This is a genomic window from Bradyrhizobium centrolobii, assembly GCF_001641635.1.
Lineage (GTDB): Bacteria > Pseudomonadota > Alphaproteobacteria > Rhizobiales > Xanthobacteraceae > Bradyrhizobium > Bradyrhizobium centrolobii.
The window spans coordinates 1-20,788 of record NZ_LUUB01000064.1; the positions used below are offsets into that span (position 1 = coordinate 1).

Consider the following 20,788-nt stretch of genomic DNA (forward strand, 5'->3'; position numbering starts at 1 on the left):
TAGCCCACCGGCCGAACCGGAGCTGCAAGAGCAAAGGAGATGGTGCGATCGATCGTTCAAAGATGCGAGCAAATCCGTGGGACCCATCGGCCGAACGAGGTCGCGTGGTTGATTGGAACTCGCGTCGCGGAAACCATCTTGGCCAGCGGCCCAACANGCCGCACCAACAGGCCGGACATATGGACGCAAGCGATCCGATCAAACCTCACAAAGCTCTTGTGCCACGGGGGCCGTCCACATATGGGTCCCGGCTTTCGCCGGGACGACACTGAAGATGTTGCACCGTCGTCGCGCAAGACGTCAGTACGCAAACGGCCGGGTCTGGCCCGGCCTTCATCGAGGAGATCGCGCCTGCTAAACCGGTTTCCCTGTATACGGCATCGACGCGGTGAGACCGCCGTCCACCGGAAACGCCTGGCCGTTCACATACGACGCCTCGTCGCTTGCCAGGAACAGTCCCATCGCCGCGAGCTCGTGCGGCTGGCCGGGGCGCTTCAGGGGGTTGAGCTGGCCGATCTTGTCGGAGGTGCCGCGCTCCTTGGCGCGGTCGAAGATCGGCTTGGTCATGCCGGTTTCGATCAGGCCGGGGCAGACCGCGTTGATGCGCACGCCGGTGCCGGTGAGCGAGTAGGCGGTGGTCTGCACCAGGCTGATCACGCCGGCCTTGCTCGCGGCGTAGGGGTGTCCGCTCGCGCCGGCCTTGAGGCCCGCAACGGAAGCGGTCAGCACGATCGAACCGGACTGCTGCTTGACCATGTGCGGCATCGCATACTTCACCGCGAGGAACGGCCCGATCAGGTTGACGCGCAGGATCTCCTGCCAGTGCTCCACCGTCTGCTCGGCGAGCGGAACGAGTCCGCCGGAGACGCCGGCATTGGCCCAGATCACGTCGAGCCGACCATGCGTCTTCACCGCCTTGTCGATGACGGCGACGACGTCCGTCTCGGAGCCTGCATCCGCCATCATGGCTTCCGCCGTGCCGCCGGCCTTCCTGATCTCCTCAACGGTGTCCTTCACCGCCTCGGTGCGATCGACCGCGATCAGCTTCGCGCCTTCCCTGGTGAACAGCAGCGCAGCCGCGCGTCCGATGCCGCTGCCGGCGCCAGTGATGATGACGGATTTGCCTTGCAGGCGGCCCATGCGCTTCTCCCTTGTGGCTCCCGCGCGACGCTTGCCGCGCGACGGAATTTCAAACAGAATTTCAAACGGCCAAGAAATCTTAAAACGGCAAAGTGTCTTGAGACACGTTCGCCACTCACGTACAGCGACATCAAACGGGATGGAAGGGTTTCGATGATGTCCGACTCCGGCAAGAAGGTTGTCACAACGCGGTGGTGGTGGGTCCGTCACGCGCCGGTACGCAATGACGGCGGCAACATCTACGGGCAGAGCGACATTGCCTGCGACACCAGCGACGCCTACGTGTTCGCTGCAGTCGCAAAGGTCCTGCCGCGCAACGCGGTCTGGTATTCGAGCAATCTGATGCGCACGCACCAGACCGCCGAGGCGATCTGGGCGGCGGGTTTTCCCAAGCCGGCGACGATGACGTGGGAAGCCGACTTCGCCGAACAGAATCTCGGGAAGTGGCAGGGCATGAACCGCGCGGCGTTCGTCGCGAGCCGGCCCGCCGGAACGAGCTGGTTCGCCGATATCAACGAGCCGGCGCCGGGCGGCGAAAGCTTCATGGACCTTTACAACCGCACCTGTCGCGCGATCGATCGGATCAATGACGCGCATGCGGGGCAGGACGTGATCGCGGTAGGCCATGGCGGTACGATCAAGGCGGCCGTGGGGCTCGCGCTCGGTGGTTTGCCGGAGCAGGGGCTCGCGTTTGATATCGACAATGTGTCGGTGACACGGCTCGATCATTACGCGACCGCGGAGCGGGTCGTCTGGCGCTTGCCGATGGTGAACCAGCAGCCATGGATCGCGGACGACGCGCATGCAGCGATGCATCAGCCCGCGGGACCGGAAGTCAAGAAGCTCGCCTGACGCCGTTGTCGGCGTGCGCGAGCGCGGCGTAAGCTTCAAGCCAATCCAAATCGTACATTGGGAGAGAAACATGACCTTGTTCGACATGAAGGGAAAAGTCGCCGTCATCACCGGCTCGACGCGCGGTATCGGGCTCGCGATCGCCGAGCGCATGGCCGAGCACGGCGCCAAGGTCGTGATCTCCTCGCGCAAGGCCGATGTCTGCGATCAGGTGGCCAAGGACATCAACGACAAGTTCGGCAAGAAAACTGCGGTCGCGATCGCCGCCAACATCTCGTCGAAGGAAAATCTGCAAAACCTCGTCGACGAGAGCAACCGCGCCTTCGGCAAGATCGATGTGCTGGTCTGCAACGCCGCCTCGAATCCGTATTACGGCCCGCTCGCCGGCATCTCGGACGATCAGTTCCGCAAAATTCTCGACAACAACATCGTCGCCAACAACTGGCTGATCTCGATGGTGGTGCCGCAGATGATCGGGCGCAAGGACGGCTCGATCATCATCGTCTCCTCGATCGGTGGATTGAAGGGGTCGACCATCCTCGGCGCCTACGCGATCTCCAAGGCCGCCGACATGCAGCTCGCGCGCAACCTCGCCTGCGAATACGGCAAGCACAACATCCGCGTGAACTGCATCGCGCCCGGCCTGATCAAGACCGATTTTGCGAAGGCGCTGTGGGACAATCCGGAGAACCTGAAGGCCTCGACCTTGCGCTCGCCGCTCCTGCGCATCGGCATCCCCGACGAGATCGCCGGCGCGGCCGTGTTCCTGGGATCGAAGGCCGGCGACTTCATGACCGGCCAGACCATGGTGATCGACGGCGGCGCGACGATTAGCTGAAGGGCGCGCGCGGAGTTGAAACGGGAAGGGGCGACCCCGTCGCCAATTCTCAGCTGTCATCGCCCGCGAAAGCGGGCGATCCAATATCCCAGAGGCAGTAGTTGTGCGAACGAACGACCGCCGCGGAGTACTGGATGCCCCGCCTTCGCGGGGCATGACAGTGAATGTGGGGACGCAGCGTCGCGCTATTCCACCGCCGCGTAAACCAGATCCCGCACCAGCGTGCGCGTGTAGTCGCGCTGGCCCGGGCCTTGGCTCATGAACACCGCGAACAGATCCTCCTTCGGATCGATCCAGAAGAACGTCCCCGCAATGCCGCTCCAGAAATACTGACCGATGCTGCCGGGGAACGGAGCGATGCCGGCTTCCTTGCGCACCGCGAAGCCGAGGCCAAAACCGTGGCCGGGCGCGAGCAGGGTGCCATTGGTCAGAACACCAGGACCGAGGTGATCGGAGGCCATCAGCTCGAGCGTCTTGCGGCCGATGATCCTGTTGCCGTCGAGCGTGCCGCCGTTGCGGAGCATCAGGCAGAAGCGGGCATAATCCATCGTGGTCGAGACCAGCCCGCCGCCGCCGGACTCCATCACCGGCTGTTCCAGCATGTTGAAGAGAGCGACCTTGTCGCCGGTCCAGGGATCGGCTGCGAACGGCTCGGCAAGCCGGCCGGCATTGGCCTCAGCTGTCGAGAATCCGGTCTCGGCCATCTGAAGCGGCGCAAGGATGCGTTCGGTCAGGAAGGCGCCGAGCGACTTGCCGCTGATGACCTCGATGATGCGCCCGAGGATGTCGGTCGAGCGGCTGTAGTTGAACTCCGCGCCGGGATGGCAGAGAAGTGGGAAGCTCGCCACCAGTGCGGCGTGCTCGGCATTGGTGATCTTGCGGCTGCGCAGCCGCGAGTCCTGGTAGATCTTGTGCACGGGTCCGTCGCCCTGGTGCTCATAGGTCAGACCCGAGGTGTGGCGGAGCAGGTCCTGCACCGTCATCGGCCGTTTGGGCGGAACCAGTTCCAGCTTGCCGCCATCGATCACGCCGACCTTCTGGTCGGCGAACTCCGGGATGAACTTCGCCACGGGATCCCCGAGCAGGAGGTGGCCGTCCTCGATCAGCGCCATGACGCCGACGGAGACGATCGGCTTGGTCATCGAGAAGATGCGGAAGATCGAATCACGCGCCATCGGCGCGGCACTGGCCGGGCCCTGCCGCCCCAGCGCCTCGAACCAGCCGACCTGGCCGCGGCGCGCGACCAGCACGGTGACGCCGGGAACGGTTCCCTTGTCGATCTCTCGCTTGAAGGCGTCCGACATCGCCTGGAGGCGGGGACGCGACAGGCCCAGCGTTTCCGGCTTCGCCTCCGGCAAAGGCGGCGTTTTCGGCGTGATCGTGGCGTGAAGGGCGGCGTGTGCGGTCGCTTCGGCAGTCATGGGCACTCCCGGTTGCTCTTTATTATCGGGAATGAACTGTGACCCGGAAGCCGCTGCACAAACAAGCGAAGCCAGCGCGCTTCTCCCTTGCAATCCGGCCGCCCCCTGTGCTTGAAAGCGCGCCTGACCCTAAGGCGACGCAGGGTTCGTAGGAGTGTAGCTCAATTGGTAGAGCACCGGTCTCCAAAACCGGGGGTCGCAGGTTCGAGCCCTGCCACTCCTGCCAGCTAATCCCGACAACCAGGATCAGATGCAGGGCGGAGCTCGGATGGCGCTTCCGGCCAGTCCGGTAAGCCCTTGATCCGGATCAGGTCTGCGGATGCTGGCCAAGAGCCGAACCCGTCCGGTGCGGCGTGCCGATATCTTGACCTTTGGCCCTATCCGCAGTATCTACCCCGCACCTGCTGCCGGCCCGTTAGACGCGGATTTCCGGCGCGGCTTTTAAATCCCGAACAAGCGAGCCCGGTTTCCGGCTCATCCTTCACGCGAGGGTTGGGCCAAAGGCGGCTGTTCGGATCCCTGAAATCTTTTCTCGTCTCACGACGGACTTTGGACATCAAACGATGGCAGTCAGCCCGTTCAAGTTCTTGCAGGAAGTGCGCTCGGAGACCGCCAAGGTCACCTGGCCGACCCGCCGCGAGACGACGATCACCACCATCATGGTGTTCGTCATGGTCGCGCTGGCCTCGATCTTCTTCTTCGCCGCCGACCAGATCATCCGTTACCTCGTCACCCTTCTTTTGGGCATTCACTGATGGCAACAGCCGCCGCAATTCAATCGTCCGACAAGCGCTGGTACATCGTCCACGCCTATTCGAACTTTGAGAAGAAAGTCGCCGAATCCATCCGCGAGCAGGCCAAGCAGCGCGGGCTCGAGGAGCTGTTCGAGCAGGTGCTGGTGCCGATCGAGAAGGTCACGGAAGTGCGCCGCGGCCGCAAGATCGACGCCGAGCGCAAGTTCTTCCCGGGTTACGTGCTGGTGAAGATGCGGCTGACCGACGAGGCGTTCCATCTGATCAAGAACACGCCCAAGGTCACCGGCTTCCTCGGTGCCGAGAACAAGCCAATGCCGATCTCGGAATCGGAGGCCATGCGGATCCTGAACCAGATGCAGGAGGGCGTGGAACGCCCGAAGGCGTCGGTGTCGTTCGAGATCGGCGAGAACGTGCGCGTGGCCGACGGCCCGTTCGCCTCGTTCTCGGGCGTGGTCGAGGAAATCGACGAGGCGCGCTCGCGCGTGAAGGTCGCGGTGTCGATCTTCGGCCGCGCCACGCCGGTCGAACTGGAATTCGGTCAGGTCGAGAAGGTCTGATCGGGTAACGCGTGAAGCCAAAAGCTTCGCGCGGAAAGAGGCCGTGGGAGGGAGAGGGCGGTCGCCAGCCGCAACCGACCCAGACCACGAACCTGAAACCGCCGGCAGCCTGCCGGCACAACAGGAGTGATACATGGCAAAGAAAGTGACCGGATACCTGAAGCTTCAGGTCCCGGCCGGCGCGGCGAATCCTTCGCCCCCGATCGGTCCCGCGCTCGGTCAGCGCGGTCTCAACATCATGGAGTTCTGCAAGGCGTTCAACGCCCAGACCCAGAAGGAAGAGAAGAACACCCCGATCCCGGTGATCATCACCATCTATGCGGACCGTTCCTTCACCTTCGAGATGAAGACGCCGCCGATGTCCTACTTCCTCAAGCAGGCCGCCAAGATCCAGTCCGGCTCGAAGGCGCCGGGCCGTGACAAGGCCGGCAAGGTGACCAAGGCGCAGGTGCGCGAGATCGCCGAGAAGAAGATGAAGGACTTGAATTGCGACACTATCGAATCGGCCATGAAGATGGTCGAGGGCTCCGCCCGCTCGATGGGTCTGGAAGTTGCGGGGTAAGCGGTCATGGCAATCGGAAAGCGTTTGAACAAAGCCCGCGAAGGCGTTGACCGCGAAAAGCTTTATCCGTTGGCGGAAGCCATCAAGATGGTCAAGGAACGCGCGAAAGCGAAGTTCGACGAGACCATCGAGGTCGCGATCAATCTCGGCGTCGATCCCCGTCACGCCGACCAGATGGTCCGCGGCGTCGTGACCCTGCCGAACGGCACCGGCCGTACGCTCCGCGTCGGCGTGTTCGCCCGTGGCGCCAAGGCCGACGAGGCCAAGGCTGCGGGTGCCGACGTCGTCGGCGCCGAGGACCTGGTCGAGAAGGTGCAGAACGGCACGATCGATTTCGACCGCTGCATCGCCACGCCCGACATGATGCCGCTGGTCGGCCGTCTCGGTAAGGTGCTCGGCCCGCGCGGCCTGATGCCGAACCCGAAGATCGGCACCGTGACCATGGACGTCACCGGTGCGGTGAAGGGCGCCAAGGGCGGCTCGGTCGAGTTCCGCGTCGAGAAGGCCGGCATCGTGCAGGCCGGCGTCGGCAAGGCCTCGTTTTCCGAGGACAAGCTGGTCGAGAACGTCAAGGCGCTTGCAGATGCAGTCGCCAAGGCGAAGCCCGCGGGCTCCAAGGGCACCTACATCCAGCGCGTTGCGGTGTCGTCGACGATGGGCCCCGGCGTGAAGGTCGAGCCAGGCACCATCCTCGGCTAAAGGCTTACAGGAATAGAGAGATGAGGTGAGGGGCGGAATTGGGCAACCGATTCCGCCCCTTCCGTTTGTGACGCCGAGCTCACCGGAAACAAGAACAATGGCTGACAAGGTCCTGATCTACTCGCGCTTCCCGAAGACGATGATGGCGCGTTTCGCCGAGCGCTTCGAGCTGCTCGATACCGGCGGCAAGCCGGCGCAGGACGTGTTTTCGGGTAACGAGCTCGCAGGCATCCGGGCGCTGCTTACCGCTGGCGGCAGCCCGCTCGGCGCGGAGGCAATGGACCGGCTGCCGAAGCTGGGGGCGATCGTCTGCTACGGCACCGGCTATGACGGTGTCGACCTCAAAGCCGCTGCGGCGCGCAAGATTGCGGTCGGCCACAGCCCGGGCGCCAACGCAGCCTCCGTCGCCGATATCGCGATGACCCTGATGTTAGCTGCGACCCGGCGGATCCTGATTGCCGACCAATATGTCCGCAGCGGCGACTGGGCCTCGTCAAGGCAGTCGCCGATGATGCGACCGCAGGCCGGGATGCCTGGCCGGCGCATCGGCGTCTACGGCATGGGCGAGATCGGCCGCAAGATTGCCGCACGCTGCGCGGCGTTCGAGGCCGAGGTCGGCTATTTCAGCCGCACCAAGCACGATCTGCCGTATCAGTATTTCCCGTCGCTTGAGGCGCTTTCCGACTGGTGCAGCGTGCTGATGATCGCGGTCCGCGCTGGTGCCGAGACCCAGCACGTCGTCAACGCCGACATCCTGAAGCGCCTCGGCGAGGACGGTTATGTCGTCAACATCTCTCGCGGCTCGGTGATCGACGAGAAGGCCCTTGTTGCGGCCTTGAGCGACAAGACCATCGCCGGGGCCGGCCTCGACGTCTACCAGGAGGAACCGCACGCACCCGATGCGCTCACGGTGCTGCCGAACGTCGTGCTCTCGCCCCATATCGGCGGCCACACCTTGGACTCCCACGTCGCCATGCAGAACTGCGTGCTGGCGAACCTGACCGCGTTCTTCGCCGGCCGGCCGCTGCCGCATGCAGTCAAAACTGCCTGAATCGGCCCTTTTTGGGTCGCGTCAAGGGCCCTGCGCAACTGGTGTGAATTTTGCTCTTGTTAAACCGGCCCGGAGCGGTTAAAGAACCGCTTCCGGACGTGCTGGCGGTGGCTGGCACGTTCGTGCACGCATTCCGAAAACCCGACACGATAGGAGAACATTCCTTTTCAGGACGTCCGTAAGGATTTGCCGGAAAAGGAAGGAAAATCCATCGGTTGGTGGAAGGCGAGCAGAGGTCGGGCGGTTCGCCGGCTGACCTTGTCCTGTCCAAGACTGCAGGCGCCTGCGGGGAATTTCGATTTCTCAACGGCTTAATCGCATGGCCTGCATAGACGGGTGAAGACCGGATTTCACTCCGCATCCAGCTTTAGAGCGGATTGCGGAAGGGGTTTGGTTCGGACCTCGACACCCCGTGGGCCGCAAAAGGGTTCCGGGAGGGCAGGCTTTGAATTGTCGTCTTGCCCGACGTGTCCGAAGGGTTTTGGCCCCGAGGTTCAGGTTTGGGTGGGACGATGGGTGCAACCCGGCGGTCCCGCTTTTTGCGACGACCGCCAACCGGAGAGAGCTTGCTGTGGAACGAGCGGCAAAGAAAGAAGCGGTCGAACAGCTCAACGAGGTCTTCAAGACCACGAGCGTCGCGATCGTTGCTCAATATTCCGGCCTGACCGTTGCCCAGATGCAGAACCTGCGCAAGCAGATGAAGCAGGCTGGCGCCTCGGTGAAGGTCTCGAAGAACCGTCTCGCCAAAATTGCTCTTGAAGGCACTGACGGCGTTGCCATCGGCCCCATGCTCAAGGGGCCGACCGTGATCGCGACTTCGAACGATCCGGTAGCGGCGCCGAAGGTCGCCATCGAATTCGCCAAGGCGAACGAAAAGTTCGTCGTCGTCGGCGGCTCGATGGGGAAGACCGTCCTGAATGTCGACGGCGTGAAGGCGCTTGCCTCGCTGCCGTCGCTTGACGAACTGCGCGGCAAGATCGTCGGCCTCATCGTGGCCCCGGCGACCAAGCTGGCTCAGCTCGCCAACGCGCCCGCGGGCAAGCTCGCGCGCGTCATCCAGGCTCATGCCTCAAAGGGCGAAGCGGCCTGACGCCCTTCGCAAAACTCAAACCCGAACCAGACTTACACTCAAGGAAACTGAACAATGGCTGACTTGCAGAAGATCGTTGACGACCTCTCGAGCCTCACCGTGCTCGAAGCTGCCGAACTCGCGAAGCTCCTCGAAGAGAAGTGGGGCGTGTCCGCTGCTGCCGCCGTCGCGGTGGCTGGCCCGGCTGCCGGTGGCGCTGCCGCCGCTCCGGCGGAAGAGAAGACCGAGTTCACGGTCGTTCTCGCCAGCGCCGGCGACAAGAAGATCGAGGTCATCAAGGAAGTCCGCGCCATCACCGGCCTGGGCCTGAAGGAAGCGAAGGACCTCGTCGAGGGCGCTCCGAAGCCGCTGAAGGAAGGCGTGAACAAGGAAGAAGCCGACAAGATCAAGGCCCAGCTCGAGAAGGCTGGCGCGAAGGTCGAGCTCAAGTAACGCGAGTTACTTCAGCGAAATCCTGGGCGAGCGTCAGTGAGACCGGGATCCAGCCCCAAGGCCGTGGATGGCTGGGTCAAGTCCGGCCATGACTGGCGAAGGGCAGGCTGAATGCAAAAGGCGTGCGACGGAACAGCCCGACGCAGGCCGAACACGAAAAAGTGTGGGGATTTGAGGGTTTACCCCTCGAATCTCCACTATTGTCGCCCCATATCGGGTCAACAGCACGAAAGCGCGGTGGACGGGGACGCCAAAGTTCCCTGTAAGCCGTTGGGAGAGCAGGCTATTTCGGGCTTTTGCAGTCCGTGAAGACAATCGTTGTGACGGGCGGGTGCGCTCCAGCGCCCCGCGCGTCGTTTTGCGTTTTGAAGGTCTGAAGAACAGATTCAGGACATTGCGGCCTGAAACTGGGCTTCCGGCCCCCAAAACGGGTTCGAAAAATTCAACCCGGGGAGCGGTGGCAGCCGCGTCCTGGACGGCGCGCCCAGAGCGGGCGACGAAATGAGAGGCCACGATGGCGCAGCAGACATTCACCGGTCGCAAACGCGTTCGCAAGTTCTTCGGACACATCAAGGAAGTCGCCGAAATGCCGAACCTCATCGAGGTTCAGAAGGCGTCCTATGACCAGTTCCTGATGGTCGACGAACCCACGGGCGGGCGGCCGGATGAGGGCTTGCAGGCGGTGTTCCGTTCGGTGTTCCCGATCTCGGACTTCTCCGGTACCTCGATGCTGGAGTTCGTCCGTTACGAGTTCGAGCCGCCGAAATATGACGTCGACGAGTGCCGCCAGCGCGGCATGACCTTCGCGGCGCCGCTCAAGGTGACGCTGCGCCTCATCGTGTTCGATATCGACGAGGAAACCGGCGCGAAGTCGGTGAAGGACATCAAGGAGCAGGACGTCTACATGGGCGACATCCCGCTCATGACGATGAACGGCACCTTTATCGTCAACGGCACCGAGCGCGTCATTGTCTCCCAGATGCACCGTTCGCCCGGCGTGTTCTTCGACCACGACAAGGGCAAGACCCATTCCTCGGGCAAGCTCTTGTTCGCTGCCCGCGTGATCCCGTATCGCGGTTCCTGGCTCGACATCGAGTTCGACGCCAAGGACATCGTCTATGCGCGTATCGACCGTCGCCGCAAGATTCCGGTGACGTCGCTGATGTTCGCGCTCGGGCTCGACGGCGAGGCGATCCTCAACACCTTCTACAAGAAGATCCTCTACAAGCGGACCAAGGAAGGCTGGCGCGTTCCGTTCGACGCCAACCGCTTCCGTGGCTACTCGACCATCAACGACCTGATCGACGCCGACACCGGCAAGGTCGTGCTCGAGGCCGGCAAGAAGCTCACCGTGCGCGCCGCCCGCCAGCTCCAGGAGAAGGGGCTGAAGGCTCTGCGCATGGCCGATGAGGAGCTCGTCGGCAACTACGTCGCCGAAGACCTCGTCAATCCGAAGACCGGCGAGATCTATGCCGAAGCCGGCGAGGAAATCACCGACAAGCTGATGAAGGCCCTCAACGAGCAGGGCTACAAGGAGCTGCCGCTCCTCGACATCGATCACGTCAATGTCGGCGCCTACATCCGCAACACGCTCTCGGCCGACAAGAACATGACGCGCGAGGACGCGCTGTTCGACATCTACCGGGTGATGCGTCCGGGCGAGCCGCCGACGCTGGAATCGGCGCAGGCCATGTTCCAGTCGCTGTTCTTCGATGCCGAGCGCTACGACCTCTCCGCGGTCGGCCGCGTCAAGATGAACATGCGCCTCGACCTCGATGCGCCCGACACCCAGCGCACGCTGCGCAAGGAAGACATCCTCTCCGTCATCAAGACGCTGGTGGACCTGCGCGACGGCAAGGGCGAGATCGACGACATCGATCACCTCGGCAACCGCCGCGTGCGCTCGGTCGGCGAGCTCATGGAGAACCAGTACCGCATCGGCCTCCTGCGTATGGAGCGCGCGATCAAGGAGCGCATGTCCTCGGTCGACATCGACACGGTCATGCCGCAGGACCTGATCAACGCGAAGCCGGCAGCCGCCGCGGTGCGCGAGTTCTTCGGCTCCTCGCAGCTCTCGCAGTTCATGGACCAGACCAACCCGCTGTCGGAGATCACCCACAAGCGCCGCCTGTCGGCGCTTGGACCGGGCGGTCTGACCCGCGAGCGCGCCGGCTTCGAGGTGCGCGACGTGCATCCGACGCATTACGGCCGTATCTGCCCGATCGAGACGCCGGAAGGTCCGAACATCGGTCTGATCAACTCGCTCGCCACCTTCGCGCGCGTCAACAAGTACGGCTTCGTCGAGACGCCGTACCGCAAGGTCAAGGACGGCCGCGTCACCGACGAGGTGGTGTACCTCTCGGCGATGGAGGAGGGCCGCTACACGGTCGCGCAGGCCAACGTGCCGCTCGACCCGAAGGGCCGCTTCACCGAAGACCTCGTGGTCTGCCGTCACGCCGGCGAAGTCCTGCCGGTGACGCCGGACAAGGTCGACTACATGGACGTGTCGCCGAAGCAGCTCGTTTCGGTCGCCGCGGCGCTGATCCCGTTCCTCGAGAACGACGACGCCAACCGCGCGCTGATGGGCTCGAACATGCAGCGCCAGGCGGTGCCGCTGGTTCGCGCCGAGGCGCCGTTCGTCGGCACCGGCATGGAAGGCGTGGTCGCCCGTGACTCGGGTGCCGCGATCGCGGCGCGCCGTTCGGGCGTGATCGACCAGATCGACGCCACCCGCGTCGTCATCCGCGCCACCGAAGATCTCGATCCGACCAAGTCGGGCGTCGATATCTACCGGCTCATGAAGTACCAGCGCTCGAACCAGTCGACCTGCATCAACCAGCGTCCGCTGGTGAAGGTTGGCGACATCGTCAAGAAGGGCGACATCATCGCCGACGGTCCGTCGACGGATCTCGGTGAGCTCGCGCTCGGCCGTAACGTGCTGGTCGCGTTCATGCCGTGGAACGGCTACAACTTCGAAGACTCGATCCTGCTCTCCGAGCGGATCGTGAAGGACGACGTCTTCACCTCGATCCACATCGAGGAGTTCGAGGTCATGGCCCGCGACACCAAGCTGGGCCCTGAGGAAATCACCCGCGACATTCCGAACGTCTCGGAAGAAGCGCTGAAGAACCTCGACGAAGCCGGCATCGTCTATATCGGTGCGGAAGTGCGCGCCGGCGACATCCTGGTCGGCAAGATCACGCCGAAGGGCGAAAGCCCGATGACGCCGGAAGAAAAGCTTCTGCGCGCCATCTTCGGCGAGAAGGCCTCTGACGTCCGCGACACCTCGCTCCGCGTGCCCCCGGGCGTGCAGGGCACGATCGTGGAAGTGCGTGTGTTCAACCGCCACGGCGTCGACAAGGACGAGCGTGCGCTGGCGATCGAGCGGGAAGAGATCGAGCGTCTGGCCAAGGACCGCGACGACGAGCAGGCGATCCTGGACCGCAACGTCTACAACCGTCTTGCCGAGCTCCTTGAGGGACGGCAGGGCATCGCCGGTCCGAAGGGCTTCAAGAAGGACACCAAGATCACCCGTGCGGTGCTCGAGGAGTATCCGAAGTCGCAGTGGTGGCTGTTCGCTTCGCCCAACGACAAGCTGATGGCCGAGATCGAGGCCATGCGGAAGCAATACGATGAGTCGAAGAAGGGGCTCGAGCAGCGCTTCCTCGACAAGGTCGAGAAGCTCCAGCGCGGCGACGAGCTGCCGCCCGGCGTGATGAAGATGGTCAAGGTCTTCGTCGCGGTGAAGCGCAAGATCCAGCCCGGCGACAAGATGGCCGGCCGCCACGGCAACAAGGGCGTGGTGTCGAAGATCGTGCCGATCGAGGACATGCCGTTCCTCGAGGACGGTACGCATGCCGACATCGTGCTCAACCCGCTCGGCGTGCCCTCGCGCATGAACGTCGGACAGATCCTCGAGACCCATCTCGGTTGGGCCTGTGCCGGCCTCGGCAGGCGCATCGGCCAGACGGTCGATGCCTACCTGTCGAAGCAGGACATCAAGCCGCTGAAGGAGACCTTGAAGCGGATCTACGGCGAGGACGAGACGATCAAGACGCTCAATGACGGCGAACTGATCGAGCTCGGCCGCAACCTGAGCCACGGCGTGCCGATCGCGACGCCGGTGTTCGACGGCGCCAAGGAGTCCGACATCGAGGAGATGCTCAAGCTCGCCGGTCTCGACGCTTCGGGTCAGTCGACCGTCTATGACGGCCGCACCGGCGATCCCTTCGATCGCAAGGTGACGGTGGGCTACATCTACATGCTGAAGCTGCACCACCTCGTCGACGACAAGATCCATGCGCGTTCGATCGGTCCGTACTCGCTCGTCACCCAGCAGCCGCTGGGCGGCAAGGCGCAGTTCGGCGGCCAGCGCTTCGGCGAAATGGAGGTGTGGGCGCTCGAGGCTTACGGCGCGGCGTACACGCTCCAGGAAATGCTGACCGTGAAGTCGGACGACGTCGCCGGCCGTACCAAGGTGTACGAGGCGATCGTGCGTGGCGACGACACCTTCGAGGCCGGTATTCCGGAATCGTTCAACGTGCTGGTCAAGGAAATGCGCTCGCTCGGCCTCAACGTCGACCTGCACAATTCCAAGATGGGACCGGCGCCGACGTCGGAAGCGGCCGAGTAACGCGACCATTCATGCCCGGCCCGGGTCGGCCGGGCATCGGCGCTCGGTCCGGAGCCTTGAGGGCAGGGCGCCCCGCGAAGTGAGATTTTCGAATTTGCTGCCGGGAGGCGACCGGCACGCGAGGAGAAGACGATGAACCAAGAGATTATGAATCTTTTTAACCCGACGACGCCGGCTCAGGTCTTCGACCAGATCCGGATCTCGATCGCGTCTCCCGAGAAGATTCTGTCCTGGTCCTACGGCGAGATCAAGAAGCCGGAGACCATCAACTACCGTACCTTCAAGCCCGAGCGCGACGGCCTATTCTGCGCGCGCATCTTCGGGCCCATCAAAGACTACGAGTGCTTGTGCGGCAAGTACAAGCGCATGAAGTACAAGGGCATCATCTGCGAGAAGTGCTCGGTCGAGGTCACGCTGTCGCGCGTCCGGCGCGAGCGCATGGGCCATATCGAACTCGCAGCTCCCGTTGCCCACATCTGGTTCCTTAAGTCGCTGCCCTCGCGCATCGGCCTCCTGCTCGACATGACGCTGAAGGATCTCGAGCGGATCCTCTACTTCGAATACTACGTCGTGCTGGAGCCGGGCCTCACCGCGCTGAAGGACCGTCAGCTGCTGTCGGAAGACGAGTACCTGAAGGCGCAGGACGAGTACGGCCAGGACTCCTTCACCGCCATGATCGGCGCTGAGGCGATCCGCGAACTGCTCAAGGGCATGGACCTCGAGAAGCTCGAAGCCTCCTTGCGCGTCGAGATGCAGGAGACCGACTCCGACATCAAGCACAAGAAGCTCGCCAAGCGCCTGAAGATCGTCGAGGCGTTCCGCCACTCCGGCAACAAGCCGGAATGGATGATCATGACCGTGATCCCGGTGATCCCGCCGGATCTGCGTCCGCTGGTGCCGCTGGACGGCGGCCGCTTCGCGACCTCGGACCTCAACGACCTCTACCGTCGCGTCATCAACCGCAACAACCGCTTGAAGCGGCTGATGGAGCTGCGCGCGCCGGACATCATCATCCGCAACGAGAAGCGCATGCTTCAGGAGGCCGTCGACGCGCTGTTCGACAACGGCCGCCGCGGCCGCGTCATCACCGGTGCCAACAAGCGCCCGCTGAAGTCGCTTGCCGACATGCTCAAGGGCAAGCAGGGCCGCTTCCGTCAGAACCTGCTCGGCAAGCGCGTCGACTATTCGGGTCGTTCGGTGATCGTGGTCGGTCCCGAGCTGCGCCTGCATCAGTGCGGCCTGCCGAAGAAGATGGCGCTCGAGCTGTTCAAGCCGTTCATCTACTCGCGGCTTGACGCCAAGGGCCTGTCCACCACCGTCAAGCAGGCGAAGAAGCTGGTCGAGAAGGAGCGGCCCGAGGTCTGGGACATCCTGGACGAGGTGATCCGCGAGCATCCGGTGCTGCTCAACCGCGCCCCGACGCTGCACCGCCTCGGCATCCAGGCGTTCGAGCCCGTGCTGATCGAGGGCAAGGCGATCCAGCTCCACCCGCTGGTCTGCGCCGCGTTCAACGCCGACTTCGACGGCGACCAGATGGCCGTGCACGTTCCGCTGTCGCTGGAAGCGCAGCTGGAAGCGCGCGTCCTGATGATGTCGACCAACAACATCCTGCATCCGGCGAACGGCCAGCCGATCATCGTGCCGTCGCAGGACATCGTGCTCGGTCTCTACTATCTCTCGATCCTGCGCGAAGGCATGCCCGGCGAGGGCAAGGCGTTCGGCGAGATGTCCGAGCTCGAGCACGCGCTGCACTCGAAGGTCATCCACCTCCACACCAAGATCAAGTACCGGTGGGAGGGCATCGGCGAGGACGGCAAGCCGGCGCGCCGCTGGATCGAGACCACACCTGGCCGCATCATGCTCGGCAACGTGCTGCCGAAGAACCCGAAGATCTCGTTCGACATCATCAACAAGCTGATGACCAAGCGCGAGATCTCCGGCGTGATCGACCAGGTCTACCGCCACTGCGGCCAGAAGGAGACTGTGATCTTCTGCGACCGCATCATGGCGCTCGGCTTCTACAACGCGTTCAAGGCCGGCATCTCGTTCGGCAAGGACGACATGGTCGTGCCGCACGGCAAGTGGAAGATCGTCGACACCACCCGTACGCTGGCGAAGGATTTCGAGCAGCAGTACAATGACGGTCTGATCACCCATGGCGAGAAGTACAACAAGGTCGTCGACGCCTGGTCGAAGGCGACCGAAGAAATCGCCAAGGCGATGATGAAGGAGATCTCCGCGACCAAGAAGACGGCGAGCGGAGCCGATGCCGACATCAACTCGATCTACATGATGGCCCACTCCGGTGCGCGTGGTTCGCCGGCGCAGATGCGTCAGCTGGCCGGCATGCGCGGCCTGATGGCCAAGCCGTCGGGTGAGATCATCGAGACGCCGATCATCTCGAACTTCAAGGAAGGCCTCTCGGTGCTCGAGTACTTCAACTCGACCCACGGCGCCCGCAAGGGCCTCGCGGACACCGCGTTGAAGACCGCGAACTCCGGCTACCTGACCCGCCGTCTGGTCGACGTGGCGCAGGACTGCATCATCACGCAGGACGATTGCGGCACCAAGCTCGGCATCAAGATGCGCGCCATCGTCGATGCCGGCACCGTGGTGGCCTCGCTCGGCTCGCGCATCCTGGGCCGCGTGGCCTGCGATGACGTGCGCGACGCCTCTGGCAAGGTGATCGTCAAGCGCGGCACGCTGATGGAAGAGAGCCACGTGGATGCCATCCACCAGGGGGGTGTCCAGGAGGTGAAGATCCGCTCGGCGCTGACCTGCGAGCTCGTCAACGGCATCTGCGGCAAGTGCTACGGCCGCGACCTCGCCCGCGGCACGCCGGTCAATCACGGCGAAGCGGTCGGCGTCATCGCGGCGCAGTCGATCGGCGAGCCGGGCACCCAGCTGACCATGCGCACCTTCCACATCGGCGGTGCGGCGCAGCTCAACGAGCAGTCGTTCGTCGAATCCAACTTCGACGGCAAGATCGTGATCAAGAACAAGGCCATCGCCCGCAACGGCGAGGGTCACCTGATCGCGATGGTGCGCAACATGGTGGTGGCGATCGTCGATGCCGACGGCACCGAGCGTGCGACGCACCGCATCCAGTACGGCTCGCGCCTGCATGTCGACGAGGGCGACATGGTCAAGCGCGGCCAGCGCATCGCCGAGTGGGATCCGTACACCCGTCCGATTCTCACCGAGGTGGAAGGCACCATCGGCTTCGAGGATCTGGTCGAGGGTCAGTCGATCTCGGAAACGCTCGACGAATCCACCGGCATTGCCAAGCGCGTGGTCATCGACTGGCGCTCGACCCGCGGCGGCTCGGACCTGCGTCCGGCCATCGTGATCAAGGGCAAGGACGGCAAGGTGCTCAAGCTCGCCCGTGGCGGCGATGCCCGCTACATGCTGTCGGTCGACGCCATTCTGTCGGTCGACATCGGTGCCAAGGTCCAGCCGGGCGACATCCTCGCCCGTATCTCGACCGAAAGCGCCAAGACGCGTGACATCACGGGCGGTCTGCCGCGTGTGGCGGAACTGTTCGAAGCACGGCGTCCAAAGGACGCGGCGATCATCGCGGAAATCGCGGGCACCATCCGGTTTGGCCGCGACTACAAGAACAAGCGCCGCATCTCGATCGAGCCGATGGACAAGACCGAAGAGGCGCGCGAGTACCTGATCCCGAAGGGCAAGCACATCCACCTTCAGGACGGCGACGTCGTCGAAAAGGGCGACTTCATCGTGGAAGGCAACCCGGCGCCGCACGACATCCTGGCGATCAAGGGCATCGAGGAGCTCGCGGCCTATCTGGTCAACGAGATCCAGGAGGTCTACCGGCTTCAGGGCGTGCTCATCAACGACAAGCACATCGAGGTGATTGTCCGCCAGATGCTCCAGAAGGTGGAGATCACCGACCAGGGCGATACGGACATGATCTCGGGCGAGCAGGTCGACAAGATCGAGTTCGACGCGCTCAACGAGAAGGCGAAGGAAGAGGGCAAGAAGCCCGCCACGGGTACGCCGGTTCTGCTCGGCATCACCAAGGCGAGCCTCCAGACCCGCTCGTTCTTCTCGGCGGCTTCGTTCCAGGAGACCACCCGCGTCCTCACGGAGGCGGCGGTCAACGGCAAGATCGACCCGCTCGAGGGCCTCAAGGAGAACGTCATCGTCGGCCGGCTGATCCCGGCAGGCACCGGCGCCTCCATGGCCAAGATCCGCGAAGTCGCCATGAAGCGCGACAAGCTGATCCTCGACGAGCGCGAGAAGCAGGCCTCGGTCGTGCCGCCGGCGCCGGAAGCCGAACCGGTAGCGCTGCCGCCTGCGGAATGATGCTTCATCCGTAGGATTACCGAGGACAATGAAAAGGCCGGCGTTTGCCGGCCTTTTTGCTGCTTTCTTTCCTTGCTGCGGTGCAGGGACGACCTTTGTTCATCTTTCCTTCAGGCTGAAAAGCGCTTTTGCTAGGGCAGCTTAGACCGGTGGTCCCGACACGGGGGGCGGCCGGAGACCACGGAACTCACATGCTTGATCTCGCAATCGTAGGCGGCGGCCCCGGCGGGCTGATGAGCGCCTGGTATCTGAAGCGCAAGCTCGGCGACCTCTGCCGCATCACCATTTTCGAGGCGTCCGACCGGCTTGGCGGCAAGATCCTCACGCGCAAATTCGATTCCGCGCCCGCGATGTACGAGGCCGGCGTCGCCGAGATCTACGACTACTCGATGACCGGGCCCGACCCGCTGCGCGAGCTGATCCAGCATTTCGGCCTGCAGACCATTCCGATGGACGCGGAGCAGGTCCAGCTCGGCGGCGAGCTGCTGAACGACGTGCCCGGCATGCGCCGCAGATACGGCGCCAAGACCGCGGCGGCGATCGAAGCCTTCCGCAAGCGCTGCGCCGACATGATGTCGCCGATCGAATACTACGAGGGCGTCGGCGCGCACGACAACGAGAACCCCTGGGCCTACAAGACAGCCGAACAGGTGCTCGACGAGGAAGTCGAGGACGAAAACGCAAAACGATTCTTCAAGGTGATGGCGCGCTCCGACATCGCCACCGAGAGCCACAACACCAACGGGCTCAACGCGCTCAAGAACTACCTGATGGACGTCGACGGCTATATCGGCCTCTACTCCATCCAGAACGGCAACGAGCAGCTCGTCGACTGCCTCCAGTCGGAGGTCAATGCCGACATCAAGCTCAACTACCGGGTGCTCACCGTCGGCAAGGCGCCGACCGGCCGCTATCAGCTCAAGATGATGAACGGCAAGGGGCCGGAGACGCGCGACTTCGATCTCGTGCTGGTCTGCCTGCCGCATTCCTGGCTTGCGACCATGGGCTGGGAAGGCGAGCAGCTCCGCAAGTCGATGGTCAAGCACGTTGCCTTTTTCGATCGTCCCGCGCACTACCTGCGCGTCTCGATCCTGTTCGACACCCCGTTCTGGGGCGAGAAGATTCCCGGCGCCTGGTTCATGTCGGAAGCCTTCGGCGGCTGCTGCGTCTACAACGAAGGCGCGCGCCACGATGTCGGCAAGCACGGCGTGCTGAACTGGCTCATTCCCGGCTCCGACGCGCTGGCCTTCGCCAACCTGTCGGACCAGGAGCTGATCGACGCCGCGCTGAAGTCGCTACCGGGCTCGCTCGGCGATGCGCGTGCGCATTTCGTGGAGGGCAAGATCCATCGCTGGCTGTCGTCGGTGAACGCGCTGCCGGGCGGCTTGCCCGTGCGTGACGTCATGACCAATCATCGGCCCGAGCCGAAGGAGCACCCGGGCATCGTGCTGGTCGGCGATTATCTGTTCGACTCGACGCTGAACGGACTGCTCGACTCCTCGGATGCGGCCACCGACATCATCGTGACCGAGATGATGCGCCTGCGCCGCGAGCGCGAGCAGGGCGGAACGGCGCTCGCCGACAAGATCGACCGTGCGTATTTCGAGAACTATCGCGGCGTCGGCCCCTATCACGAGGTGTGGCGCCAGTTCACCGACCCCGATTACCTCGCGAAGCTGATCGGTATCGTCTGGGGCAAGGCGAAGGGCTCCAAGCTGCTCGTCGCCGGCTCCGCCAGCGGTGAGCTGGTCGGCGCGCTACGCGAGCGCGGCATCGATGCCTGGGGCATCGAGAACAACCGCGCCATCCACGCCAGGACGCCGAAGGCGCTGAAGAAGTACAACAAGCTCGGATCGATCACGGATATACCGTTCAAGGACGGCGCGTTCGACTTCGTGTTCGAGACGAGCCTGTGCCACGTTTCGCCGAAGCAGGTCGTGCGCGCCGTCCGCGAGCTGAACCGCGTGGTCAAGACCGGGCTCGTGTTCGGCTCGATCACCTCGGACATGGCGCCGGCGCTGATCGACCGCTACGACCTGTTGCGCGGCGTCAAGAAGCTCGGCACCTGGTGGGAATGGTCCGAGCTGTTCTTCGGCAACGGCTTCGACCTGTCGATGCATCGCAACGACTGCGCCGATGCGCTCTGGGAGGCGACGCTCGCCGCCAACAAGGGCCCGGGCCAGTGGTACGCCGACGCCGACAGCTTGCGCTATTCCTTCTTCGACAAGGTCGAGGACGAGGACTAGTTACTAAGTCACAAAACCCTCATGGTGAGGAGCGCGAAGCGCTTCTCGAACCGTGAAGGCCGGATATCTCCGCGGCATCCTTCGAGATGCCCGCTATGCGGGCTCCTCAGGATAAGGGACGGAGTGCTTGTGACGCAGCAGAGCCGGGACAAGCGAATTCGCCAATTGCTTTGCCGAATTCAT

Annotated in this window: 14 protein-coding genes and 1 tRNA gene; 13 read left to right on the forward strand and 2 right to left on the reverse strand. The window is 63.7% G+C overall.

Going from position 1 to position 20,788, the window contains the following annotated elements:
• Positions 1-354 precede the first annotated feature (354 nt).
• The gene (locus AYJ54_RS20965; RefSeq protein WP_063701797.1) at positions 355-1,140 is read right to left on the reverse strand and encodes an SDR family NAD(P)-dependent oxidoreductase; all 786 of its coding nucleotides are present in this window, start codon (positions 1,138-1,140) and stop codon (positions 355-357) included.
• 153 nt (positions 1,141-1,293) lie between these two features.
• On the opposite strand from AYJ54_RS20965, the gene AYJ54_RS20970 reads away from it, so the two are divergent.
• On the forward strand, positions 1,294-1,992 hold the full coding sequence (locus tag AYJ54_RS20970) for a histidine phosphatase family protein (RefSeq protein WP_063701798.1): 699 nt from the start codon (positions 1,294-1,296) through the stop codon (positions 1,990-1,992).
• Between the two features lie 70 nt (positions 1,993-2,062).
• Complete coding sequence (locus tag AYJ54_RS20975; RefSeq protein WP_063701800.1) at positions 2,063-2,830, forward strand: SDR family NAD(P)-dependent oxidoreductase; 768 nt, start codon at positions 2,063-2,065, stop codon at positions 2,828-2,830.
• Positions 2,831-3,015: 185 nt separating this feature from the next.
• Here the strand turns inward: AYJ54_RS20975 and AYJ54_RS20980 are convergent, their stop codons facing one another.
• A complete protein-coding gene (locus tag AYJ54_RS20980; protein ID WP_063701802.1) occupies positions 3,016-4,251 on the reverse strand; it encodes a serine hydrolase domain-containing protein in 1,236 nt (411 codons plus the stop codon).
• A gap of 150 nt (positions 4,252-4,401) precedes the next feature.
• On the opposite strand from AYJ54_RS20980, the gene AYJ54_RS20985 reads away from it, so the two are divergent.
• The 11 genes from AYJ54_RS20985 to AYJ54_RS21035 all read left to right on the forward strand — a co-directional run bounded on the left by AYJ54_RS20985 (position 4,402) and on the right by AYJ54_RS21035 (position 20,605).
• Positions 4,402-4,477, forward strand: a tRNA-Trp gene (locus AYJ54_RS20985).
• A gap of 337 nt (positions 4,478-4,814) precedes the next feature.
• Positions 4,815-5,006, forward strand: a complete 192-nt coding sequence (gene secE, locus AYJ54_RS20990) for a preprotein translocase subunit SecE (RefSeq protein ID WP_027520978.1) — start codon at positions 4,815-4,817, stop codon at positions 5,004-5,006.
• Positions 5,006-5,563, forward strand: a complete 558-nt coding sequence (gene nusG, locus AYJ54_RS20995; RefSeq protein ID WP_063701804.1) for a transcription termination/antitermination protein NusG — start codon at positions 5,006-5,008, stop codon at positions 5,561-5,563. Before secE ends, nusG begins: the two co-directional genes overlap by 1 nt.
• Positions 5,564-5,696: 133 nt before the next feature.
• Positions 5,697-6,125: a 50S ribosomal protein L11 gene (gene rplK / locus AYJ54_RS21000; protein ID WP_011088164.1), complete on the forward strand. Its 429-nt coding sequence runs from the start codon at positions 5,697-5,699 to the stop codon at positions 6,123-6,125.
• A 6-nt stretch (positions 6,126-6,131) separates the two neighbouring features.
• The gene (gene rplA / locus AYJ54_RS21005; protein WP_063701806.1) at positions 6,132-6,824 is read left to right on the forward strand and encodes a 50S ribosomal protein L1; all 693 of its coding nucleotides are present in this window, start codon (positions 6,132-6,134) and stop codon (positions 6,822-6,824) included.
• A gap of 97 nt (positions 6,825-6,921) precedes the next feature.
• Positions 6,922-7,875: a 2-hydroxyacid dehydrogenase gene (locus tag AYJ54_RS21010; protein ID WP_063701808.1), complete on the forward strand. Its 954-nt coding sequence runs from the start codon at positions 6,922-6,924 to the stop codon at positions 7,873-7,875.
• A 571-nt stretch (positions 7,876-8,446) separates the two neighbouring features.
• Positions 8,447-8,965: a 50S ribosomal protein L10 gene (gene rplJ, locus AYJ54_RS21015; RefSeq protein ID WP_063701810.1), complete on the forward strand. Its 519-nt coding sequence runs from the start codon at positions 8,447-8,449 to the stop codon at positions 8,963-8,965.
• A 54-nt stretch (positions 8,966-9,019) separates the two neighbouring features.
• Positions 9,020-9,397 (forward strand): 50S ribosomal protein L7/L12, encoded by a 378-nt coding sequence (gene rplL / locus AYJ54_RS21020; RefSeq protein ID WP_024342440.1) that lies wholly within the window; start codon positions 9,020-9,022, stop codon positions 9,395-9,397.
• Between the two features lie 514 nt (positions 9,398-9,911).
• Entirely contained in the window at positions 9,912-14,030 is a 4,119-nt protein-coding gene (gene rpoB, locus AYJ54_RS21025) for a DNA-directed RNA polymerase subunit beta (RefSeq protein WP_063701811.1), read from the forward strand.
• A 132-nt stretch (positions 14,031-14,162) separates the two neighbouring features.
• The gene (gene rpoC, locus AYJ54_RS21030) at positions 14,163-18,359 is read left to right on the forward strand and encodes a DNA-directed RNA polymerase subunit beta' (protein ID WP_063701813.1); all 4,197 of its coding nucleotides are present in this window, start codon (positions 14,163-14,165) and stop codon (positions 18,357-18,359) included.
• Positions 18,360-18,550: 191 nt separating this feature from the next.
• Positions 18,551-20,605 (forward strand): FAD-dependent oxidoreductase, encoded by a 2,055-nt coding sequence (locus AYJ54_RS21035; RefSeq protein WP_063701815.1) that lies wholly within the window; start codon positions 18,551-18,553, stop codon positions 20,603-20,605.
• Positions 20,606-20,788: the final 183 nt, after the last annotated feature.

Coding starts and splice junctions, on each gene's coding strand:
- AYJ54_RS20975 (WP_063701800.1), top strand. CDS start 2,063: ATGACCTTGTTCGACATGAAGGGAAAAGTCGCCGTCATCACCGGCTCG.
- nusG (WP_063701804.1), top strand. CDS start 5,006: ATGGCAACAGCCGCCGCAATTCAATCGTCCGACAAGCGCTGGTACATC.
- AYJ54_RS21010 (WP_063701808.1), top strand. CDS start 6,922: ATGGCTGACAAGGTCCTGATCTACTCGCGCTTCCCGAAGACGATGATG.
- AYJ54_RS20980 (WP_063701802.1), bottom strand. CDS start 4,251: ATGACTGCCGAAGCGACCGCACACGCCGCCCTTCACGCCACGATCACG.
- secE (WP_027520978.1), top strand. CDS start 4,815: ATGGCAGTCAGCCCGTTCAAGTTCTTGCAGGAAGTGCGCTCGGAGACC.
- rplK (WP_011088164.1), top strand. CDS start 5,697: ATGGCAAAGAAAGTGACCGGATACCTGAAGCTTCAGGTCCCGGCCGGC.
- rpoC (WP_063701813.1), top strand. CDS start 14,163: ATGAACCAAGAGATTATGAATCTTTTTAACCCGACGACGCCGGCTCAG.
- AYJ54_RS21035 (WP_063701815.1), top strand. CDS start 18,551: ATGCTTGATCTCGCAATCGTAGGCGGCGGCCCCGGCGGGCTGATGAGC.
- AYJ54_RS20970 (WP_063701798.1), top strand. CDS start 1,294: ATGATGTCCGACTCCGGCAAGAAGGTTGTCACAACGCGGTGGTGGTGG.
- rplA (WP_063701806.1), top strand. CDS start 6,132: ATGGCAATCGGAAAGCGTTTGAACAAAGCCCGCGAAGGCGTTGACCGC.
- rplL (WP_024342440.1), top strand. CDS start 9,020: ATGGCTGACTTGCAGAAGATCGTTGACGACCTCTCGAGCCTCACCGTG.
- AYJ54_RS20965 (WP_063701797.1), bottom strand. CDS start 1,140: ATGGGCCGCCTGCAAGGCAAATCCGTCATCATCACTGGCGCCGGCAGC.
- rpoB (WP_063701811.1), top strand. CDS start 9,912: ATGGCGCAGCAGACATTCACCGGTCGCAAACGCGTTCGCAAGTTCTTC.